Source organism: Inquilinus limosus DSM 16000 (assembly GCF_000423185.1).
GTDB lineage: Bacteria > Pseudomonadota > Alphaproteobacteria > DSM-16000 > Inquilinaceae > Inquilinus > Inquilinus limosus.
Genome location: NZ_AUHM01000015.1, coordinates 99,328 through 118,551 on the forward strand (window position 1 = coordinate 99,328; position 19,224 = coordinate 118,551).

Annotated in this window: 21 protein-coding genes; 6 read left to right on the plus strand and 15 right to left on the minus strand. The window is 69.6% G+C overall.

What is annotated here, in order from left to right:
* Window positions 1-19: 19 nt before the first annotated feature.
* From efeO (G537_RS0115835) to efeU, 4 genes are read right to left on the minus strand one after another with little or no spacing between them, the layout of a single operon-like run.
* Window positions 20-844, minus strand: coding sequence for an iron uptake system protein EfeO (gene efeO / locus G537_RS0115835; protein ID WP_026870951.1), 825 nt, complete (start codon window positions 842-844; stop codon window positions 20-22).
* Window positions 845-892: 48 nt separating this feature from the next.
* On the minus strand, window positions 893-2,203 hold the full coding sequence (gene efeB, locus G537_RS0115840) for an iron uptake transporter deferrochelatase/peroxidase subunit (protein WP_026870952.1): 1,311 nt from the start codon (window positions 2,201-2,203) through the stop codon (window positions 893-895).
* A gap of 14 nt (window positions 2,204-2,217) precedes the next feature.
* Window positions 2,218-3,312, minus strand: coding sequence for an iron uptake system protein EfeO (efeO, locus tag G537_RS0115845; RefSeq protein ID WP_026870953.1), 1,095 nt, complete (start codon window positions 3,310-3,312; stop codon window positions 2,218-2,220).
* Between the two features lie 19 nt (window positions 3,313-3,331).
* Window positions 3,332-4,162: an iron uptake transporter permease EfeU gene (gene efeU, locus G537_RS0115850; protein ID WP_026870954.1), complete on the minus strand. Its 831-nt coding sequence runs from the start codon at window positions 4,160-4,162 to the stop codon at window positions 3,332-3,334.
* Between the two features lie 224 nt (window positions 4,163-4,386).
* Here efeU and G537_RS0115855 point away from each other — a divergent pair, with 224 nt between their 5' ends.
* Complete coding sequence (locus G537_RS0115855; RefSeq protein ID WP_026870955.1) at window positions 4,387-4,689, plus strand: DUF883 family protein; 303 nt, start codon at window positions 4,387-4,389, stop codon at window positions 4,687-4,689.
* Between the two features lie 3 nt (window positions 4,690-4,692).
* Here G537_RS0115855 and G537_RS0115860 read toward each other — a convergent pair whose 3' ends face one another.
* Window positions 4,693-6,375 (minus strand): SulP family inorganic anion transporter, encoded by a 1,683-nt coding sequence (locus G537_RS0115860; protein WP_026870956.1) that lies wholly within the window; start codon window positions 6,373-6,375, stop codon window positions 4,693-4,695.
* A 78-nt stretch (window positions 6,376-6,453) separates the two neighbouring features.
* Entirely contained in the window at window positions 6,454-6,726 is a 273-nt protein-coding gene (locus G537_RS0115865; protein ID WP_026870957.1) for a helix-turn-helix domain-containing protein, read from the minus strand.
* Between the two features lie 407 nt (window positions 6,727-7,133).
* Here G537_RS0115865 and G537_RS0115870 point away from each other — a divergent pair, with 407 nt between their 5' ends.
* Genes G537_RS0115870 through G537_RS0115880 form a run of 3 tightly spaced genes read left to right on the plus strand, consistent with a single transcriptional unit; the run spans window position 7,134 to window position 9,417 of the window.
* Complete coding sequence (locus G537_RS0115870) at window positions 7,134-7,850, plus strand: amino acid ABC transporter permease (RefSeq protein WP_026870958.1); 717 nt, start codon at window positions 7,134-7,136, stop codon at window positions 7,848-7,850.
* Entirely contained in the window at window positions 7,847-8,599 is a 753-nt protein-coding gene (locus G537_RS0115875; RefSeq protein ID WP_026870959.1) for an amino acid ABC transporter ATP-binding protein, read from the plus strand. Before G537_RS0115870 ends, G537_RS0115875 begins: the two co-directional genes overlap by 4 nt.
* A 26-nt stretch (window positions 8,600-8,625) precedes the next feature.
* Window positions 8,626-9,417, plus strand: coding sequence for a transporter substrate-binding domain-containing protein (locus tag G537_RS0115880; protein ID WP_026870960.1), 792 nt, complete (start codon window positions 8,626-8,628; stop codon window positions 9,415-9,417).
* A 193-nt stretch (window positions 9,418-9,610) separates the two neighbouring features.
* On the opposite strand, the gene G537_RS0115885 is transcribed toward G537_RS0115880, so the two are convergent.
* Window positions 9,611-11,182: an acid phosphatase gene (locus G537_RS0115885; protein WP_026870961.1), complete on the minus strand. Its 1,572-nt coding sequence runs from the start codon at window positions 11,180-11,182 to the stop codon at window positions 9,611-9,613.
* Window positions 11,183-11,327: 145 nt separating this feature from the next.
* Between G537_RS0115885 and G537_RS0115890 the strand changes: the two genes are divergently transcribed.
* Both G537_RS0115890 and G537_RS0115895 read left to right on the plus strand, forming a co-directional pair.
* The gene (locus G537_RS0115890) at window positions 11,328-12,584 is read left to right on the plus strand and encodes a cytochrome-c peroxidase (protein ID WP_026870962.1); all 1,257 of its coding nucleotides are present in this window, start codon (window positions 11,328-11,330) and stop codon (window positions 12,582-12,584) included.
* Between the two features lie 109 nt (window positions 12,585-12,693).
* Complete coding sequence (locus tag G537_RS0115895) at window positions 12,694-13,428, plus strand: DUF2076 domain-containing protein (protein ID WP_026870963.1); 735 nt, start codon at window positions 12,694-12,696, stop codon at window positions 13,426-13,428.
* A gap of 160 nt (window positions 13,429-13,588) precedes the next feature.
* Here G537_RS0115895 and G537_RS0115900 read toward each other — a convergent pair whose 3' ends face one another.
* From G537_RS0115900 to G537_RS0115935, 8 genes are all read right to left on the minus strand, one after another.
* Window positions 13,589-14,050, minus strand: a complete 462-nt coding sequence (locus G537_RS0115900) for an NUDIX hydrolase (RefSeq protein WP_026870964.1) — start codon at window positions 14,048-14,050, stop codon at window positions 13,589-13,591.
* Window positions 14,051-14,059: 9 nt separating this feature from the next.
* Window positions 14,060-14,503, minus strand: coding sequence for an SRPBCC family protein (locus tag G537_RS0115905; protein WP_026870965.1), 444 nt, complete (start codon window positions 14,501-14,503; stop codon window positions 14,060-14,062).
* Window positions 14,413-14,868 carry an ArsR/SmtB family transcription factor gene (locus G537_RS0115910; protein ID WP_245579031.1) on the minus strand — a complete coding sequence of 152 codons (456 nt, stop codon included), beginning with the start codon at window positions 14,866-14,868 and terminating at the stop codon, window positions 14,413-14,415. Before G537_RS0115910 ends, G537_RS0115905 begins: the two co-directional genes overlap by 91 nt.
* Window positions 14,869-14,930: 62 nt before the next feature.
* Window positions 14,931-15,680 carry an ABC transporter permease gene (locus G537_RS0115915; protein ID WP_026870967.1) on the minus strand — a complete coding sequence of 250 codons (750 nt, stop codon included), beginning with the start codon at window positions 15,678-15,680 and terminating at the stop codon, window positions 14,931-14,933.
* Window positions 15,677-16,453: an ABC transporter ATP-binding protein gene (locus tag G537_RS0115920; RefSeq protein ID WP_026870968.1), complete on the minus strand. Its 777-nt coding sequence runs from the start codon at window positions 16,451-16,453 to the stop codon at window positions 15,677-15,679. Before G537_RS0115920 ends, G537_RS0115915 begins: the two co-directional genes overlap by 4 nt.
* An 8-nt stretch (window positions 16,454-16,461) precedes the next feature.
* Window positions 16,462-17,475: an ABC transporter substrate-binding protein gene (locus G537_RS0115925; protein WP_026870969.1), complete on the minus strand. Its 1,014-nt coding sequence runs from the start codon at window positions 17,473-17,475 to the stop codon at window positions 16,462-16,464.
* Window positions 17,476-17,486: 11 nt separating this feature from the next.
* On the minus strand, window positions 17,487-17,921 hold the full coding sequence (locus G537_RS0115930) for a VOC family protein (protein ID WP_026870970.1): 435 nt from the start codon (window positions 17,919-17,921) through the stop codon (window positions 17,487-17,489).
* A gap of 323 nt (window positions 17,922-18,244) precedes the next feature.
* Window positions 18,245-19,108, minus strand: coding sequence for an AraC family transcriptional regulator (locus G537_RS0115935; protein ID WP_026870971.1), 864 nt, complete (start codon window positions 19,106-19,108; stop codon window positions 18,245-18,247).
* Window positions 19,109-19,224: the final 116 nt, after the last annotated feature.

Genomic DNA, 19,224 nt, shown 5'->3' on the forward strand with positions numbered 1-19,224 from the left:
CGCAGACCCTTCGGACGCCTCAGCTCAGCCCCAGCGTGCCGCGCAGCTGGGACAGGTCCTCGGCCAGGGCGGTGATCGGGCCCTTCAACGCGTTGCGGTCGGTCTCGGTCAGCTTGTCGTAGGTCTCGAAGCCGCCATCCGCGGTCTTGTACTTGGCCAGGATGCCGTCGACCGTCTTGAAGTTGGCGTCGACCTTGGCCAGCAGGGCGTTGTCGCTCTTCTCCAGGATCGGGCGCAGCAGGTCGACGATCTTCTTGGCGCCGTCGACATTGGCCTGGAAGTCCCACAGGTCGGTGTGGCTGTAGCGGTCCTCCTCGCCGGAGATCTTGGTGGCCGCGACCTCCTCGATCAGCGCCGCGGCGCCGCCCACCACCTTGTCCGGCGGGGTGGTCAGGTCCTTGATCCGGCCCTGCAGGTCGGTCACGTCGGCCAGCAGCTTGTCGGCGAAGGGGGCGAGGCCTTCGGTCGACTGCTTGGCGAACAGGCCGTATTCGATGCGGTGGAAGCCGGTGAACTCCGGATCCTCCTCGTTCTTCGCGTGGTCGTCGGCACGCGAATCGATGGCGGCGTCAAGGTCGGCGAACAGCTCGGCGAGCGGCTCGATCCGCTCGTAGTAGACGCGGCTCGGCGCGTACAGCGCCTGCGCCTTCTTCAGGTCGCCGGCCTTCACCGCCTCGGTGAACTGGCGAGTGTGCTCGACGAACTGGTCGACCTCGCCGATGACCCAGGTCTTGTACTGCGCGATCGGCTCGACCAGCTCGAGCGGCGAGGGCGGCGCGGCCAGGGCCCCGGACGCGGCCAGCAACGCGGCGGCGCCGGCGCTGAGAGTCAGAATGCGTTTCATGTTCAACCCCCTCTTGTCATAGCTCTTCGGGCGAAGGTTCGGTCAGCCTCAGGTCGAGACCGATTGCAGCAGCCCCTGGCCGAGATAGCCGTCCTTGTCCGGCACCCCCGGCAGGGCGAAGAAATAGCCGCCGCCGGTCGGTTTGATGTACTCCTCCAGCGGCTCGCCGTTCAGCCGCTCCTGCACCGCGATGAAGCCGGCGTTCAGGCTCGACTGGAAGCAGATGAACAGAAGCCCCATGTCGAGCTGCCCCGACTTGGTGACCCCGCGCGAATAGTTGAACGGCCGGCGCAGGATCAGGCTGTTCGCGGTCTCGCGGGTGCGCGGATTGGCCAGGCGGATATGCGCGTCGAGAGGCATCGTCTTGCCCTCGGGGTCGCCCGAATAATCCGGCACGTCGAACTCGTCCTTCATCCCCAGAGGGGCGCCGGACGCCTTTTCGCGGCCCATGATCGCCTCCTGCTCTCCCAGCGGGGTGCGGTCCCAGCGCTCGACGAAATTGCGGATGATGCGCACGACCTGATAGGTGCCGCCGGCGGTCCAGGCCGGCTCGTCGGCTCCCGGCTGGACCCAGACAATCCGGTCCATCGCCGTGGCGTCGGCGGGGTTCGGGTTGGCGGTGCCGTCCTTGAAGCCCAAAAGGTTGCGCGCCGTCTCCTTGCGGCCGGCCTTGCTGGTCGCGGCCGGCAGGAACCCGTCCAGCTTCCAGCGCAGGCTCAGCAGGTCCGGCGTCGCCTTCACTACCGCGCGCAGGGCGTGGATGTTGGCCTCCGGCGTGTTGGACGAGAACTGCAGCAGCAGGTCGCCATGGCAGTATTCCGGGTCCAGCGCGTCGTTCGGGAAGCTGGTCATCGCCACCAGCTCGCGCGGCTTCACCGCGGCCAGGCCGAAGCGGTCGTCGAACAGGGAGGCGCCGACGGCGGCGGTGATGGTCAGGTTGTCCGGCACGATCACCGGACCCAGCACGCCGGAATCGGTCGGCGGGAACTTCGGGTCCAGCTCCGGCGGGGTGCCGCCGCCCATCAGGAAGGCGATGCGCTCAGTCAGAGTGCGGAACAGCCGCTCCAGATCCGGCCGCGAGGTGGCCAGCACGTCGAAGGACGCGACGAGGCCGGCGGCGGGGGAGGGGGTGACGATCCCGGCCTGGTGCTCACCGTAGAAAGGCTGCGCCTGCTGGGCGACATCGGCCTCGCGGCCGGGCGGCTGCTTCACCGACTGGGCGACGGCCGGCGCCGCGGCCAGCGCGCCCAGTGCGGCGCCGGTTCCGGCCAGCCCGCGCAGCACGGCGCGCCGGCTGGGCGCGGGAAGGTCGGTTGCGGGAGCGGGGGTCTTGCCCTGTTCTTCGTCGATCGTGCTCATGGCGGTCGGTCCAGTCAGTCCAGCCCCAAGGCGGTGCGAAGCTTCGGCAGGTCGTCGGCCAGGGCCGACACCGAGGCCTGCAGCCCGGTGCCGTCGTCGCGGGTCAGCGCCAGCCCGGCCGCGGTCAGGTTGCCGTCGATCCGGTCGCTCAGCGCCTTGTCGGCCTTCTGGCTCAGCGGGCGCAGCAGCCCGACGATCCGCGCCGCGCCCTCGAGATCGGCCTTGGCGACGTCCGGGTCGGGATTGCCGTCGGCGGCCAGGCGGGCCAGCACCGTGGCGGCGCCGCCGGCCATCTTCTCCGGCGGGATCGACAGGCCGGCGATCCGAGCCTGCAGCGCCTGCACATCGGCCGCCAGCTTGTCGGCGACCGGCCCAAGCCCGTCGGTCGAGCCCTTGGTGAACAGCGCGTGGTGCAGTCGGCGGAAGCCGGTGAAGCCCGGGTCGTCCTCCTTTTTCTCGAAATAGTCGGCGCGGGCGTCCAGCGCCGTGTCGAGATCGGCGAACAGGTCGGCGACCGGCTTGATCCGCTGATAGTGCATCCAGGCCGGGGCCAGCAGGTCGCGCGCCCGCGTCAGGTCGCCGGCCTTGACCGCGGCGACCAGCGGCGGCGTGGCGTCGGCCAGGGCCCTGGCCTCGGCGGTGACGTAGACCTTGTACTCGGCGATCGGCCCGATCAGCTCGATCAGCGAGGGCTGCAGCGCCTGGGCCGGGGCGTTCTTCGCCGCGGTCACGGTCAGGGTGCCGCGCGGACTGCTCAACAGGCCGCAGGTGATCTGGTAGGTGCCCGGCTCCAGCCTCGCCGTCAGGCTCTGGGTGAAGCCGGGGGCGATGTTCTCGCGCTCCTCCACCACCATCACGCCCTGCAGGATCTCCCATTCCAGGGCGCGGTCGCTGGCGTTCCTGACCTGGAAGGTGACGCGCCCGGCTTCGACCGTCAGGTCGTTCGGCTCGCAGCTCTTGGCGGTGATGGTCACGGCCGTGCCGCCCGCGGCGGCCTGGGGCGTGCCGGCGCGGTGGAGATAGGCATAGACGCCCAGGCCCGCGACGGCGACGGCCAGGACCGCGACGACGCCGATGCCGATCCGGGTGGTGCGCTGCAAGGACGACATTCGGGCTTCGGCTCCGGGCTCAGGCGTTCGACCGCGCTTCCTGCGCGACCCGGCCGCCGCTCAGGAACAGGGGCACGGTGATGATCAGGAAAAGGAGATAGACGGCGACCTCACCGACCGTCGGCGTGTCCTGGTAGCCGAAGATGCCGGCCAGCACCGAGCCGAGCGGCCCGTCGATCGGCAGGACATGGCTGAGGTCGAAGGCGATCTCCTGCAGCCCGTTCCACAGCCCGGCCTCGTGCAGCGCCCGCAGCGACCCGGCCAAGAGGCCGGCGGCGACCACCAGGATGAATAGGCCGGTCCAGCGGAAGAAGCGCTTCAGGTTCAGCCGCACCCCGCCCCAGTAGATGGCGAAGCCGACCGCCACCGCGACCAGCACCCCGGCCAGGGCGCCGATCGGCGCCTCGAGGCCGACATCCTGCTGGAAGGTGGCGAGCAGGAAGAACACCGATTCCAGCCCCTCGCGGGCGACGGCGAAGAAGGCCATGCCGATCAGTGCCAGCCCCTTGGCATCGTGCCCCTCCAGCGCGGCGTCGACCGAATGCTGCAACTGCGCCTTGATCGAGCGCGCGGCCTTGCGCATCCAGAACACCATCGAGGTCAGGATGAAGACCGCGATGAGGCCGACCACCGCCTCGAACAGCTCCTGCTCGCGCTGCGGGAACTCGGCGCTGACCAGGTTCAGCACGATGCCGACGGCGATGGAGAGCAGGACGGCGATGGCGATGCCGATCCAGACCAGCGGCATCCATTGCGACCGGCCCGTCTGGCGCAGATAGCCGGCGATGATACCGACGATCAGGGCGGCCTCGATGCCCTCGCGCATCATGATCAGGAACGGTACAAGCATCCCGACATCATCCTGAAGCCGCCATCGGCGGCGCCCCATGCCCGCCCCAGTTGCGAGCAAGAATGCGTATCTCTCGCAGTTCTTCTGCTCCCATCGCCCGGCGTTGTCGAGGCCGCTTCGCTGCGGAATCGGTTAAATTTGTCGTAATGCGGCACCGCCGGCGCCCTCTGCCCGGAACCAGCGATGCGCAGCCGCTGTTGGCGGGGGAGAGAAGGAGCCCGCCCATGTCCGAGACCGGAGCGAACAAGTCTGCCGCCAGCGCCGCGGCGGAGGTGTCAGGATCGAAATCGACGCGCGCCGCCGCCGAGCTGGACGCCGCCACGACCGACGCGGACAAGGCCCGCAGAGACCTGGAGGCGGATCTCCGCGCCCTGCGCGAAGACGTCGCCCGGCTCGGCGAGACCGTGGCGTCGATGGCCCAGGCGCGGGCCAGCGCGCTCGACGAGGCGGTGCACCGCAACCCCTGGTCGGCCGTGGTCGCCGCGGTCTGTGTCGGCTTCTGCCTGGGCCTCAAGGCGCGGCTGTAGGCTTTAGCCCGCGTTCGCCGCCGTCCGTCGGGCGGCCGCCAGCGCCTCGGCCGGATCTGCCTTGAACCGCACCAGGGGCGGCCGGACGCCGTGCGTCAGCAGGGCCCGCAGGATCGGCCGGCGGGCACCGGCGATGGTTACCGTCGCGCCCTGGCGCCGCGCTTTGCGGGCGAAGCCCTCGATCGTGGCGGCGGCAGTGGAATCGATCACTGGGACCGCCGAGAAATCGACGACATAGGCCTTCGGGTGCTCGCCGATGCGGTCCAGCGCCGCCGCCACGCCGGCCGCCGCACCGAAGAAGAAGGCGCCGGAGATCCTGTAGGCCACGACCTCGCGGTCGGTGGCCAGCGCGGCGTCATAGGGTGCGCGAGCGCTGCCGTTGGCCGTGTCGGGCCGGTCGACTTCGACCGCCTGCGCCATGCGGTGCAGGAACAGCAGCGCGCCGAGGCCGAAGCCGACGAGGATGCCCTCGGTCAGGTCGCGGAACACCACCAGGCCGAAGGTCGCGAGCAGCACCACCGCATCGCCGACCGAGGCGCGGATCAGAATCCCGAACTGGTGCTTCTCGGCCATGGTCCAGGCCACCACCGCCAGCACGCCGGCCAGGGCGGAGAGCGGGATGTAGGCCGCCAGCGGCGCCGCCGCCATCATGAACAGCAGCAGGAACACCGAATGCAGCATGCCGGAGACCGGCCCGCGCGCGCCGGCCCGGACATTGGTGGCGGTGCGTGCGATCGTGCCGGTGACGCAGATGCCGCCGAACAGGGCGGAGGCGATGTTGGCCAGCCCCTGGGCCACCAGCTCGCAGTTCGAACGGTGCCGTCGCCCGCTCATGCTGTCGGCGACCACGGCGGACAGCAGGCTCTCGATTCCGCCCAGCAGGGTGAAGGACAGGGCCGCCGGCAGCACCTCCTGGATCCGCACCCAGGACAGGTCGGGCAGGTGCGGGGCCGGCAGGGAAGAGGGGACGCCGCCGAAGCGGGTGCCGATGGTCTCGACCGGCAGCTGCAGGACGGCAGCCAGGACCGCGGCCAGGGCCACCGCGATCAGGTAGGACGGCCAGTGCGGCCGCAGGCGCCGCACCAGCAGGATGGTGCCGATCGACAGCGCCGCGACGGCGATGGCCGCGGCGCTGGCGGTCGGCAGCGCCCGGCCCAGCGCCTCCAGCTTCGGGATGAACGGCCCGGGCTCCGGCCCCGCCAGGGTCAGGCCCAGCAGGTCTTTCAGCTGGCTGGCGAAGATGATCGTGGCGATGCCGGCGGTGAAGCCGACGGTCACCGGATAGGGGATGTATTTGATGAAGGTGCCGAGCCGGAGCAGGCCGACCGCCGACAGCATCAGCCCGGACAGGAAGGTGGCCAGCAGCAGCCCGTCGATGCCGTGCTGCGCCACCGTGGCGGCGACCAGCACGATGAAGGCGCCGGCCGGGCCGCCGATCTGGAACCGGCTGCCGCCCAGCGCCGAGACGATGAAGCCGCCGACGATCGAGGCGTAGAGGCCGCGGTCCGGGGTGACGCCGGAGGCGATGGCGATCGCCATCGACAGCGGCAGGGCCACGATCGCGACGGTCAGCCCGGCCACGGCGTCGGCCTTGACGTCGGCGAGGCCGTAGCGCTCGCGCAGCACGGTCACGAGCTTCGGCGTGAACAGCTCGATGAAGGACGGATCACGGCTCTGGGCCACCATCGACCTCGACACTCCCGGCACCGCAGGGGCGGCGGGATCGTCGGGTCGGCCGGCGGTCGCCGTCGCTGGACGGACTCGTCAGCCGGCTCCGCCTTCGGGTGTCCGCGGGGTCTTGAAGCGCACCCCGCGGCCGCCTTCGCGGCTCACCGCATGATCGCCGATCAGCTCGACGCCGGCCCGGTCGAAGGCCTCGACCACCTTGGTCAGCGTGTCGACGACGCCCCGGACGTTGCCCTCGCTGGCCTCCATGCGCTGGATCGTCGGCAACGACACGCCCGACAGCTCGGCGAGCTGCCTCTGGTCGATGCCGAGCAGGGCGCGGGCGGCGCGCATCTGGGCGGCGGTGATCATGCAGTTTCCTCTGACAAATCTAATGTATCAGGCAGCAGAAGTGATGTCTAGAGGATCACTTTGGATGTCTCGTGTCGGGATTCTGATGTTTGTATCGCATCGGTCCCTGCGGCTGCCGGCGGCGGGGCGCCATCCGACCATGCTTCCCCAGCCGAGGGAAGAGCGAACCGGAGCGGCAGGCATGGATAAACAACACGACGCCTTGTGAAAATTATATATGCACGTTTCGCATTTGCGCTTTCGTGGGCGGCTCGCCATGTCTCGCGCTCGCCGCCCGTTCCCGTTGTCCGGGGAGGGCCGTTCGGCCCGAACAGCAGGTTGACGGTTCCCGTGCCCACCACATCCTTCCTGGCCATCCGCCTCTCTGATGGAGCGCGCGGAGAGGCCGATTTCCGCGCGGAGGCCGCATGACCTCGATCTTCGACTTCGACTATTTCCTGTCGGCCTTCCCGCTGATCCTGCCCTATCTGCCGGTGACGCTGCTGATCGCCTTCAGCGCCATGGCCTGCGGCCTGATCATGGGCACCGGCGCCGCCCTGGTCCGGATCTACCGCATCTCGCTGCTGCGGCAGCTGGCGACGCTGTACATCTCCTTCATCCGCGGCACGCCGCTGCTGGTGCAGATCTATCTCGCCTATTACGGCATCCCGAAGCTGCTGCAGTACTTGAACCTCCAACTCGGCACCGAGATCGACGCCAACCGGGTGCCGGCGCTGGTCTTCGTCGTCTTCAGCTTGTCGGTCAATGTCGGCGCCTATCTGTCGGAAGCGATCCGCTCGGCCCTCTTGTCGATCGACCGCGGCCAGGCCGAGGCCGCCTATTCGATCGGCATGACGCCGGTGCAGGCGATGCGTCGGATCATCCTGCCGCAGGCGCTGGCGGTGGCGCTGCCCAATCTCGGCAACAACTTCATCAGCCTGATCAAGGACACTTCACTGGCCTTCCTGATCGCGGTGGTCGACATCATGGCCGCGGCCAAGATCATCGGCGGCCGGTCGCTGCGCTTCTTCGAGCTCTACATGGCGGTCGCGGTGATCTACTGGGTGATCTGCATCCTGGTCGAGATCGCGATGCGGTGCTGGGAGGCCTATCTGACCCGTGGCCGCAGGGACATCGCGGCATGATCTCGATCCGCGACGTCCGCAAATCCTTCAAGGGCCAGGTCGTGGTCGACGGCATCGGCCTCGATGTCGACCGCGGCGGCATCGTGTCGATCCTCGGCCCCTCGGGATCGGGCAAGTCGACCTTCCTGCGCAGCCTGAACCGGCTGGAGACGCCGGAGTCCGGCACCATCGACATCGCCGGCAACCGCTACGACCTGGCGCATCTGGACCGGCGCCGGCTGCAGGCGCTGCGCATGCGCATCGGCATGGTGTTCCAGAACTACAACCTGTTCCGCCACAAGACGGCGATCGAGAACGTCCTCGAGGGCCTTCTGGTGGTGAAGCGGCTGCCGCGCCGGGAGGCCCAGGAGATCGCGGAGCACCACCTCGCCCTGATGGGGCTGGCCGACAAGGCCGGGCAGTATCCGTCCTCCCTGTCCGGCGGCCAGCAGCAGCGGGTGGCGATCGCGCGTACCCTGGCGATGGCGCCGGAGCTGATCCTGTTCGACGAGCCGACCAGCGCGCTCGACCCCGAGCACACGGGCGAGGTGCTGGAGGCGATCCGCAAGGCGGCCGGGCAGGGCATCCCGATGATCATCGTCACCCACGAGATGGGCTTCGCCCGCGAGATCTCGAGCCAGGTGCTGTTCATCGACGGCGGCAGGGTGATCGAGCAGGGCGACCCGAAATCGCTGTTCGGCAACCCGCAGCAGCAGCGGACCCGGGACTTCCTGAAGAACTATCTGCGGTCCTTCAGCTTCGACATCTGAGGGGCCCGCCAACCATGGAGAGAACGATGCGTCACATTCTGGCGAAGGGCGCCGCGGCGGTCGCGGGCCTGGTCGCCCTGGCCCTGGCGGCGGCCCCGGCGGCGGCGCAGGAGACGGTGCGGGTGGGGACCGAGGGCACCTACGCGCCCTTCACCTACCAGGACGACAGCGGCAAGCTGACCGGCTACGACGTCGAGGTGCTGCGGCTGGTCGAGGCCAAGGTGCCGGACCTCAAATTCGACTTCGTGCCGCAGCCCTGGGACAGCATGTTCCTGGGCCTCGAATCCGGCAAATACGACGTGGTGGCGAACGAGATCTCGAAAACGGCGGAGCGCGAGACCAAGTACCTGTTCTCCGACGTCGCCTATTTCCACAGCGGCTCGTCCATCATCGTCAAGAAGGGCGTCACCGGCATCCACAGCCTGGACGACCTGAAGGGCAAGCTGGTCGGCGCCGGCGTCGGCAGCGAGCACACCAAGCTGGTCGAGGACTATCTCGCCGCTCATCCGGGCGCCTTCGAGATCCGCTACTACGACGGCAACGTCACGCCTGTGCTGCTGGACGTCGCCGAAGGCCGGATCGACGCCCATGTCAACGACCCGATCGTGGCCAAGGACCATGCCGAGAAGCTGGGCCTGCCGGTCGAGGCCACCGGCGATCTGCTGACCAAGGTTCCGGCCTATCTGGTGTTCCGCAAGGACGCCAAGGGCGAGGCGCTGAAGGCCAAGATCGACGCTGCGCTCACCGCGCTGAAGGCCGACGGCTCGCTGGCGAAGCTGTCGCAGCAATGGTTCGGCCAGGACTACACGCAGGACTGATAGCAGCGGCCCGAAATATTGATCCGTCATGGCGAGCCCCGAAGGGCGTGGCCATCCAGGGCCACCCGCACCGGCCCTGGATGGCCACGGCGCTGCGCGCCTCGCCATGACGACATAGAGGCCGGGAATCAATCTCAAAGGCCGCTGGCATGGGCAGGACAGGGGCGGGGCTCACGCACCCGCCCCTCCAGCCTCACTGCGCCGCTGGCAGGTTCAGCGCCGCGGTCAGGTCGCCCAGCGGCGGGTTGCCGTTGGCGGCGATCGCCGCGTCGCGCGCCACGATGCCGGGCAGCACCGGCAGCCCGAAGCGGTGGGTGATGAAGCGCAGGATCGAGGTCGTGTCGTAGGGCGTGTGGTCGACATAGCCCTTCCTGGCGAAGGGCGAGACGATGATCGCCGGGATCCGGGTGCCAGGGCCCCAGCGGTCGCCCTTCGGCGGCGCCACATGGTCCCAGAAGCCGCCGTTCTCGTCATAGGTCACGACCACCAGCATGTGCGACCATTGCGGGCTCTTCTGCAGATGGTCGATCAGCATCGCGAGATGCGCGTCGCCCGACGCGACGTCGGCGTAGCCGGCATGCTCGTTCAGGTTGCCTTGCGGCTTGTAGAAGGTGACCTGCGGCAGCGTGCCCGCGTCGATCGCCTTCACGAACTCCGCCCCGTCCAGCCCGCCGTCGCGCAGATGCTCCCGCCGCGCCGCGGTGCCGGGCGCGAAGCTGGCGAAGTAGTTGAACGGCTGGTGGTGATACTGGAAGGCCGGGACCGGCGTCTGGTTGCCGTGGTCCAGCACCGACTGCCAGGCGCCGGAGTACCAGGCCCAGCTGATCCCCTTGGCGCTCAACAGGTCGCCGATGGTGATCTCGGTCTGCGGCGGCAGCGTGGTCGGCGCATTCGGGTCGGCCAGGGCCGGGTCGCCGCCCTCGGCCGGTTTGTTGGCGCTCGGCTGATAGGGCGGCTGCATCGTGTTCACGGCGAAGAAGTCGGGCGTCAGGTTGCCGTCGGCGACGAATTTCGGGATACCGTCCATCGCCGATTTCGGTGAGTTCGATGCCAGGGTCAGGCTGACGCCATCCGGGTCGACCACCGCGATCGAGGGCTTGGCCGCGGCCTTGTCGGCGTCCGGGTAGCGGGCGACGCAGGCGCAGGCCAGCCAGATGTGGTTCATGAAGGAGCCGCCGAAGGCCCCCATGAAGAAGTGGTCGGCCAGCGTGTATTGCTGCGCGATCGTCCACATCGCCGTCTTCGAGCCGCCGAGATGGCCCATCACCTCCGCCCCCGCATCGGCCCAGGCGACGAACTTGTCGTTCCGGCCGCCGTCGATCTGCATCTGGTTCTGGTAGAAGCGGTGCCACAGGTCGTGGGTGACGGTGCCGACCGAGACGTTCAGGCCCTGCGGATCGTCCATGGCGAAGGGGCCGTTCGGCAGATGCTCGGTCTGGGCCTGGGTCACCACCGGCGTCACCCCCTTGGCGGTCAGCCCGCCCCACACAGGCGGCAGTTCCGTCAGCTTCGTGCCGTCGCGGTCCAGCTGGGTCTTGGCCGTCTCGCTTGCGTTCGCAAGCCCGTCGGCGCCTGGAAATTCGCCGAACAGATTGTCGAAGCTGCGGTTCTCGGCATAGATCACGACGACGGTGTCGATGGCGCGGAGCGCCGCGGTCCGGGCGATGTCGGCGCTGCCCGGCGCGTCCGCGGCCAGGACCGGCGGCGCGATCAGGCCGGCGGCGCCGGCCGCGAGGGCGGAGGCGATCAGTGTGCGCATAGGCATCCCTCTGGCTCCCGGGCCGAAACCCGGTGGCTGTGATCCCCTTCCGCCCGCCAGCACTGGCGCGCCGCAGGCTGTCGCTCAAGTGAAACTTTTTCGGCATAGATAGCGCCTGCGCGCATGTCAGGCGGATCACGGGATGGCACGAATGGCCTTGCGAACGGATGTCGGCCGTTGGTGGGTGTTGGGCTGCGGCCTGGCGGCAGCGATGCTGGCGGTCTCGACCGCCGCAGCCGGGCCGCACCCGGCCGGCGGCCTGTCTCGGGCCGAGGTGCGGCGCCGGGTGGAGGCGCTGACGGCGCTGGGCCGCGCCATGTTCGTCGATCCTTCGCTCTCGGCCTCGGGCAAGCTCGCCTGCAGTTCCTGCCACGACCCGCGGCACGGCTTCGGCCCGGCGAACGCGCTGCCGGTGCAGATGGGCGGCGGCGACATGTCCAAGCCCGGCGTCCGTGCGGTGCCGTCGCTGACCTATCTGCAGGCCGTGCCGCCCTTCACCGAGCACTTCTTCGATTCGGAGGACGATGCGGACGAGAGCGTCGACAATGGCCCGACCGGAGGGCTGACCTGGGACGGGCGGGTCGACCGCGGTGCCGACCAGGCCGCGATCCCGCTGCTCTCCGATTTCGAGATGGGCAACGCCGGCCCTGACGAAGTCGTCACCCGCGCCCTGGCCGCCGGCTATGGCGATGCGCTGCGTCGGATCTACGGCGAGGGCGTGCTGCAGGACCGCAAGGCGCTCTATGCCGGGATCCTCAAGGCTTTCGAGGTCTATGAGCAGAACGCCGCCAGCTTCTACCCCTACAGCAGCAAATACGACGCCTGGCTCGCGGGGCAGGCAGTGCTGACGCCGCAGGAAGCGCGCGGCCTCGACCTGTTCAACGACCCGGCCAAGGGCAACTGTGCCGAATGCCATATCAGCCAGCGCGGCAATGACGGCACGCCGCCGCAGTTCAGCGACTACGGCCTGATCGCGATCGCCGTGCCGCGCAACCCGCAGATCCCGGCCAATGCCGATCCGGCCTATGTCGATCTCGGCGTCTGCGGGCCGCAGCGCACCGACCTGAAGGACCATCCGGAGTATTGCGGCCTGTTCCGTACGCCGAGCCTGCGCAACGTGGCGCTGCGAGGGACCTTCTTCCACAACGGCGCGATCCACGACCTGCGCGACGCGGTCGCCTTCTACGCCACGCGCGAGACCGATCCTGGCCGCTGGTATCCGCGCAACCCGGACGGCAGCCTGCGGATCTATGACGACCTGCCGCCGCCATACTGGGCCAACATCAACCGCGACCCGCCCTTCGACCGCCATCCCGGCGACGCGCCGGCGCTGACCGAATCCGAGATCGACGATGTCGTCGCGTTCCTGAAGACGCTGACCGACGGCTATCGGCCGCCCCACTCCTGACTGGCCGGCGCGACACTGCGCCGCGCCGTCGATTGCGTCGCCTCGGGCCGCGCCCATATCAGCGGCGGAAGGGGATGCCCGCGGCAGCGGGCCCGACCGGAGAGTTGTGATGACACCCCAGGAACGCGAGCTGCTGACCAATCTCGTCGCACGGCTGAAGCAGGCCCCGCCGGCCGAGAAGGACGAGGAGGCGGCGGCGATGATCCGGGACTTGGTCCGCGACCTGCCCGACGCCCCCTACATGCTGGCCCAGACCGTGCTGATCCAGGACTATGCGCTGCACCAGGCCCAGGCCCGGATCGCGGAGTTGGAGCGCCAGGCCCAGCAGCCGCACCGCAGTGCCGGCGGCGGCAGCAGCTTCCTCGGCGCCATCTTCGGCAGCGGCGCCGGCCGTCCGCAGCCGGCCCCGCAGCCCCAGGCGCCGGCCACCACCCAGGCGCCGCCGGCCTATGCGCAGGCCCAGCCCGGCCCGTGGGGCGGCGGGCCCTTCGCCCAGTCCTCCGGCCCGTCCTTCCTGCGCAGCGCCGCCGCCACCGCGGCCGGTGTCGCCGGCGGTGCGCTGCTGTTCCAGGGCATCGAATCCCTGTTCGGGATGGGCCATGGCGGCTGGGGTGGCTTCGGCGGCCCGGCCCCCGGCCTGACCGAGACGGTGATCAACAACTACTATGGCGACGCCGCCCCCGGCGGGGATGATCCCGGCCTGCGCGACACCGACGTCGTGCCGCAGGACGACGGCCAGGGCGTCCAGGATGCCGACTACCAGGACGACGGCAGCCAGGACTTCGGCAGCGGCGACGATTTCGGCGGCGACTTCGGCGGTGGCGACGACACGGTGAGCACCTGAGCCTGCGGCTCATACCACTGGCCTTCGAGATCGGCTTTCGGTCCCTTCCCCGTCATGGCGAGGCGCGATGCGCCGTGGCCATCCAGGGGGCCGGTGCCGCTGGGATGGCCACGCCCCTTCGGGGCTCGCCATGACGGGTTAGTGGTTCGGGCCGCCGGTATCAGCCCTCCAGAATCTCCGTCAGCCGGTCGAGCAGGGGGCGCTGGCCCTCCAGGATCTTCTCCCGGGCGGTCGGCAGGTCGAACCACTCGGCCCGGTCGACCTCCGGGAAGATCTGGATCCGGCCGCTCTTCGGCGGCCATTCCAGCTCGAAGGTGCTGCTGCGCATCCGGCCGACATCCAGGTCACCGGCGACCGCGAAGGCCGTGACCGCCTTGCCGCCGCGCTGGCGGATCCGGCCGAGCGGCAGCAGCGGCCCCTCGGGCTCGACCCCCAGCTCCTCGGCGAATTCGCGCCTTGCCGCGGCCTCCGCGTCCTCGTCGGGGTCCAGCTCCCCTTTCGGGATCGACCAGGCGCCGAGATCCTTGCGCTGCCAGAACGGGCCGCCGGGATGCACCAGCAGGACGTGGAGGCGCCCGTCCACGCGCTTGTGCATCAGCAGTCCGGCGCTCTCCGCGGGCATGGGCCTCTCTCAGGCGACGGCTTCTTCCAGAAGATAGCGCTCGAGCCGGTCGAGGCAGCCGCCCCAGCCCTCGCGGTGGCGATCGCGGGCCGGCTCGTCGAAGAACTGCTCATGCGTCAGGATCAGCACGGTGCCGTCGCCGTCCGGCCGCAGCGTCACCGTCACCTGCGACTCCCGCTCCGGCATGGTGCGCCAGGCCCAGGAGAAGACCAGCTTCTCGTTCGGCACCACCTCCTTGTAGACGCCGCCGACATCGTGGCGCTCGCCGTCCGGGGTGGAGAAGGCGACGTGGTAGCGGCCGCCGGTGCGCGGGTCGGCCTCGGCGCTGATCGTCTCGGCGCCTTCCGGCCCGAACCAGCGCATTATTTTTTCCGGGTCGGTCCAGGCGGCGTAGATTTTGGCGGGAGGGGCGGCGAGGCGGCGCCGGAGGCTGAGGCTGGGCTTGGCGAGCATGACTCCTCTTCGACGAAGGCGGCCAGGCGGTCGAGCTGTTCGGACCAGAAGCGCTGATAGCGGCTCAGCCAGTCCATCGCCTGCTCCATCGGTGCCGCGGACAAACGGCAGGTCACGGTGCGGCCGGTCTTGGTCCGCGTGATCAGCCCGGCCTCGGACAGCACGTCGAGGTGCTTCATCACGGCCGGAAGCGACATGGTGAAGGGCCGGGCGAGCTCGCTGACCGAAAGATCCTGCTGCTCGCCCAGCCGGGCGATCAGCGCCCGGCGCGTCGGGTCGGCCAGCGCGGCAAAGGTACGGTCCAGGGTGACGTCTTGATAGTTAACCATCAAGTGAACTTTGGGATTGTCGGGTCTGGCTGTCAAGCCATATGCGCCGACATGAGGGGCAAGGTCCAGAATGTCAGACGTTTAGGGTCCGGAGGGTGCTATCGCACCCAGCGGCGGAAGCCCAGGTGTTCGACCAGAACGACGACGCCGAAGGCCAGAAGGCCCATCGCCGCGGCGATGAAGACGGCGGCGAACAGGCGGTCGGCCTGGTAGTTGAAGGTGGCCTGGATGATCAGCGCGCCCAGGCCGGCATTTGATCCGATCCATTCGCCGACGATGGCGCCGATGACGCTGCCGGTGGCGGCGATGCGCAGGGCGGTGAACAGCATCGGCAGGGACCGCGGCGCGCGCAGCCGCCAGAAGGTCTCCCAGCCGCTGGCCGACAGCACCCGCATCAGCTCCATCTCGGTCGGCGTCGCCAGGGTCAGGCCGCGGACCATGGCGATCAAGGTCGGGAAGAAACAGATCACCGCGGCGATCACGATCTTGGGCAAGAGGCCCAGCCCGAACATCAGGATGAAGATCGGCGCCAGGGCCAGCACCGGGATGGTGTTGAGGAACAGCACGATCGGGAAATAGGCGGCGCGGACCGGCCGGCTGTAGGTGAACAGGATCGCCAGCAGCACCGCCACGGTATTGCCCAGCAGGAAACCCAGCACCGCCTCCAGCACCGTCGGCCAGGCGTTGGCGAGCAGCAGCGCCCGGTCGGCCCACAGCTTGCCGAACACCGCGGCCGGCGTCGGCACGATGAAGGCGGGCACGCCCATGGCCGGCAGGGCGAACTGCCAGACCAGCAGGATCGACAGCGCTCCCACCACCGGCCACAGGATGTCGAAGGGGCGGGTCATGCCGCGCCTCCCGACCCCGCCGCCAGCAGCCGGCGCAGATGGGCGCAGATGGCGGTGACCTCCGGCGCGTCACGGTCGCAACGGCCTTCGGCGTCCTTCAACGGCCGCAGATCGACGATCTCCAGCACCCGCCCCGGATGGGCTGTCAGCACCAGCACCTGCTGTCCCAGATACACGGCCTCGGCGATGCTGTGGGTGACGAAGACCACGGTCGTGCCGGTGCGGCACCACAGCGCCAGCAGCTCGTCGTTCAACCGGTCGCGGGTGATCTCGTCCAGCGCGCCGAAGGGCTCGTCCATCAGCAGGATGCGCGGCCGGGACAGCAGGGCCCGGGCGATCGCTACGCGCTGGCGCTGGCCGCCCGACAGCTGGTCCGGCATCCGCTCCGCCAGCCCGCCGAGGCCGAGCATGGTCAGAAGTTCCTCCGTCGCCGGGCCGTCGGGACGAGCGCCGCGGCCGACCTGCAGCGGCAGCTCGATATTGGCGCGCACGCTGCGCCAGGCCAGCAGGGTCGGATCCTGGAACACGAAGCCGATGTCGCGGCGCGCCCGGGCCGCGGCCGGCGGACCGCCCAGCACCGCGATCTCGCCACCCAGCGGCGCCAGCAGGTCGGCCACCACCCGCAGCAGAGTCGACTTGCCGCAGCCCGACGGGCCGAGGACGGTCAGGAAGCCGCCCTGCGGCACGTCGAGGTCGACGCCGTCCAGCACCGGCACCGCGGCGTATCCGACGGCGAGGTTCCTGCAGCGGATCGCCGCCGCACTGCTCTCCATCCGTCCCGTCACCCCAGCTTCGGCCGGTCGGCTTCGGTCATCTCCAGGATCGCGCCGGACCAGCACTCCTCCGGCTTCGGCGTGCTGCCCTGGAACTGGCCAATCGAGTCATAGATCCGCACCTGCTCGGCGATCGCGGCGGGGTCGAACCAGCCCCAGCCCTTCGCCTTGGTGTCGGCGTCGAAGCTCAGCGTCAGCACCAGCCCGACGGTCGCCTGCTCGGTCTCGCGGTCCAGCTGCGGATAGGCGTCGACGGTCAGGTCCACCGCCTCCTTCGGATGCGCGTGGGCCCAGGCCCAGCCCCTGGCCACGGCGCGCAGGAACTTCGCCAGCACCTCGGCATTCTCCGCCAGCGCCGCCTCGGTGGCGAAGTAGACGTTGGCATAGGAGGGCAGGCCGGTGTCCTTCATCATCAGGTCGATCCGGTCCGGCCCGATCACCGACAGCGCCTTGGTGTTGGTGATCCAGCCGGTGACGGCGTCGACCTGGCCGGCGACCAGCGGCGTCATGTCGAAGCCGATATTGGTGATGTCCATCTGCAACGGGTCGATCTGGTTCTTGGCCAGGATCGCGTCCAGCACGAAGCGGGCGGTCGGCTGGATGCCGATGCGCTTGCCGATCATGTCCCGGACGCTGCGGATCGGCGCCTTGGGCAGGGAGTAGAAGGCGAAGGGGGCGGAGCGGTAGCCGCAGGCGATGATCTTCACCGGCACGCCGGAGGCACGGGCCAGCAGCAGCTGCGCGGAATCGGAGGACTGGCCCAGCGCCGCCTGGCCGGTGACCACCGGCGGCACGGTGGCGGAGTTCGGGCCGCCGGGCGAGAACTCGATCTCCAGCCCCTCGGCCTGGAACAGGCCCTGCTTCAGCGCCACCACGTCGCCGATCTGGCCGTTGCTGATCAGCCAGTCGTATTTGATCACCACACGGGTGGCCTCGGCCCGGCCCTCCGGGATCCTCAGCGCGATCCCGGCGCCGAAGGCGGCGATTCCGGCCAGAAGGGTGCGGCGGTCGAAGGCGGTCATGCTGTCCTCCGTCACGGGGTCTCGACGTCGCCCACCGGGCCGCCGTCGAGCCAGGCATAGATCTCCCACAGATTGTCGTCCGGGTCGGTGAAGTAGGCGCAGCGCGCGTTCCACGGATAATCCGCGGGCGGGCGCCGGAACGGCACGCCGAGTGCGCTCAGTTCGCGATGGAGGGCGTCGACCGTCGCGGGAGAAGGCAGTTCGGCCGCGGCGCAGGCCTTGTGCGTGCCCGGCGGTGCGCGGCGGCCGGAGACGCCGGTATGCGCGGCGATGTGGTCGATCTCCCACAGCGCCAGGGTCAGCCCGGCGGCCTTGAAGTCGGCGAAGCCCGGGGCGCGGCGGCGCAGCTTGAAGCCCAGCTTGCCGATATAGAAGGCTGCCGCGCGCTCGACATCCTCGACCAGGAAGCAGATGTCGGTGATCGGATGGGCCTGGGCAAAGGGCATGGCGGTCTCCGGACGGTCTCGCGCCGATCATGGCGCCGCTCGCGGCCGGCCTTCTTTCGCGATCCTGCGGTTTCGTTGCCGGATCTTGCTTTGGCTTCGATGGTCTGCCCGGTTCCCTCAACCGTCATCGCCGGGCTTGACCCGGCGATCCAGGGGCCACCCAGAGCGGCATCGAGATTCCTGGATGCCCGGGTCAAGCCCGGGCATGACAGTTATAAATTGAGGCTTTAGCTCTAAAATTCTCCCGTCGGTTGTTGTTCAGCCTCAACCGGACACCCGTGGGTCAAGCCCGGGCATGACAAAGAGGGAGCCGTCCAACACATTCACCCCTCCGCCCGATAGCGCGCCGGGGTGGTGCCGGTGGCGCGGCGGAAGGCGGTCGAGAAATGCGCCTGGCTGGCGAAGCCGGCGCGGTAGGCGATCTCGGCCAGCGCCAGGTCGGGCCGCGCCAGCAGCGCCTTGGCGCGCTCGACCCGCCGCGCCAGAACGAACTGGTGCGGCGCGCGGCCGGTCGCGGCCTTGAAGGCGCGGCTGAAATGGAACGGGCTGAGGCGGGCGATGGCGGCGAGCTCCGCCAGGCTCAGATCGCCGTCTTCCAGCGCGTCCTCGATATGTGCCAGCACCCGGCGCAGACGGTCCGGCGACAGCGCGTCGGGCCGCTCCGGCCGCGGCGCCGGGCGATGCGACAGCAGGTGCAGGGTGCAGGCGGCGAAGGAGAGGCTCAACTGCTCCGCCAGCAGCGGGTCAGTCGCCTCCGGCCGCCGTGCCAGCTCGGCCAGCGCCAGGGCGACATGGATCGTCATCGGGTCGGCGGCGACCAGCATCTCGCCGTCCTCGAGCTCCGCCGGGCCGATCTCGCGGCCGATCCGATGGTAGGCCTCGGGCGGCTGGAATATCGAGACGTAGTCTGCGCCGTCGCCGTCGACGAACAGCGGCAGCCCGGCCGGCTGCACGCCCAGGGTCCAGGATGGCCGCGCCACCCGCCGCGTCGGCCCGTCACCGATCCTGAAGGCATAGCGCCCGTGGCCGGTGCGGTTCAGCGACAGCCGGTGCAGCCTGCCGCAGGATTCCATCTGCCCGGCATCGCTGCGGTAGCACTCGACCATGATGTCGGGCCGCGCCACCGCCGCATAATCGTGCAGCGCCGGCCGGCTGATGGTGAAGACAGAAGGATCGAGACCGTCCATCCCGTGCTCTCCCTGCCAGCTGTCCGGCCGCAGCTCTGATGGCCGCGGTTCCGATGCCGTTCCTGCTCCGGAACGACGCAAGCAGCATGCCAGACGGGGGCAGGCGGGACCACTCG

Coding starts and splice junctions, on each gene's coding strand:
- efeO (WP_026870951.1), bottom strand. CDS start 844: ATGAAACGCATTCTGACTCTCAGCGCCGGCGCCGCCGCGTTGCTGGCC.
- G537_RS0115870 (WP_026870958.1), top strand. CDS start 7,134: ATGACCTCGATCTTCGACTTCGACTATTTCCTGTCGGCCTTCCCGCTG.
- G537_RS0115855 (WP_026870955.1), top strand. CDS start 4,387: ATGTCCGAGACCGGAGCGAACAAGTCTGCCGCCAGCGCCGCGGCGGAG.
- G537_RS0115890 (WP_026870962.1), top strand. CDS start 11,328: ATGGCCTTGCGAACGGATGTCGGCCGTTGGTGGGTGTTGGGCTGCGGC.
- efeB (WP_026870952.1), bottom strand. CDS start 2,203: ATGAGCACGATCGACGAAGAACAGGGCAAGACCCCCGCTCCCGCAACC.
- G537_RS0115925 (WP_026870969.1), bottom strand. CDS start 17,475: ATGACCGCCTTCGACCGCCGCACCCTTCTGGCCGGAATCGCCGCCTTC.
- G537_RS0115915 (WP_026870967.1), bottom strand. CDS start 15,680: ATGACCCGCCCCTTCGACATCCTGTGGCCGGTGGTGGGAGCGCTGTCG.
- G537_RS0115920 (WP_026870968.1), bottom strand. CDS start 16,453: ATGGAGAGCAGTGCGGCGGCGATCCGCTGCAGGAACCTCGCCGTCGGA.
- G537_RS0115885 (WP_026870961.1), bottom strand. CDS start 11,182: ATGCCTATGCGCACACTGATCGCCTCCGCCCTCGCGGCCGGCGCCGCC.
- G537_RS0115895 (WP_026870963.1), top strand. CDS start 12,694: ATGACACCCCAGGAACGCGAGCTGCTGACCAATCTCGTCGCACGGCTG.
- G537_RS0115860 (WP_026870956.1), bottom strand. CDS start 6,375: ATGGTGGCCCAGAGCCGTGATCCGTCCTTCATCGAGCTGTTCACGCCG.
- efeU (WP_026870954.1), bottom strand. CDS start 4,162: ATGCTTGTACCGTTCCTGATCATGATGCGCGAGGGCATCGAGGCCGCC.
- G537_RS0115900 (WP_026870964.1), bottom strand. CDS start 14,050: ATGCCCGCGGAGAGCGCCGGACTGCTGATGCACAAGCGCGTGGACGGG.
- G537_RS0115905 (WP_026870965.1), bottom strand. CDS start 14,503: ATGCTCGCCAAGCCCAGCCTCAGCCTCCGGCGCCGCCTCGCCGCCCCT.
- G537_RS0115880 (WP_026870960.1), top strand. CDS start 8,626: ATGCGTCACATTCTGGCGAAGGGCGCCGCGGCGGTCGCGGGCCTGGTC.
- G537_RS0115935 (WP_026870971.1), bottom strand. CDS start 19,108: ATGGACGGTCTCGATCCTTCTGTCTTCACCATCAGCCGGCCGGCGCTG.
- G537_RS0115865 (WP_026870957.1), bottom strand. CDS start 6,726: ATGATCACCGCCGCCCAGATGCGCGCCGCCCGCGCCCTGCTCGGCATC.
- efeO (WP_026870953.1), bottom strand. CDS start 3,312: ATGTCGTCCTTGCAGCGCACCACCCGGATCGGCATCGGCGTCGTCGCG.
- G537_RS0115875 (WP_026870959.1), top strand. CDS start 7,847: ATGATCTCGATCCGCGACGTCCGCAAATCCTTCAAGGGCCAGGTCGTG.
- G537_RS0115930 (WP_026870970.1), bottom strand. CDS start 17,921: ATGCCCTTTGCCCAGGCCCATCCGATCACCGACATCTGCTTCCTGGTC.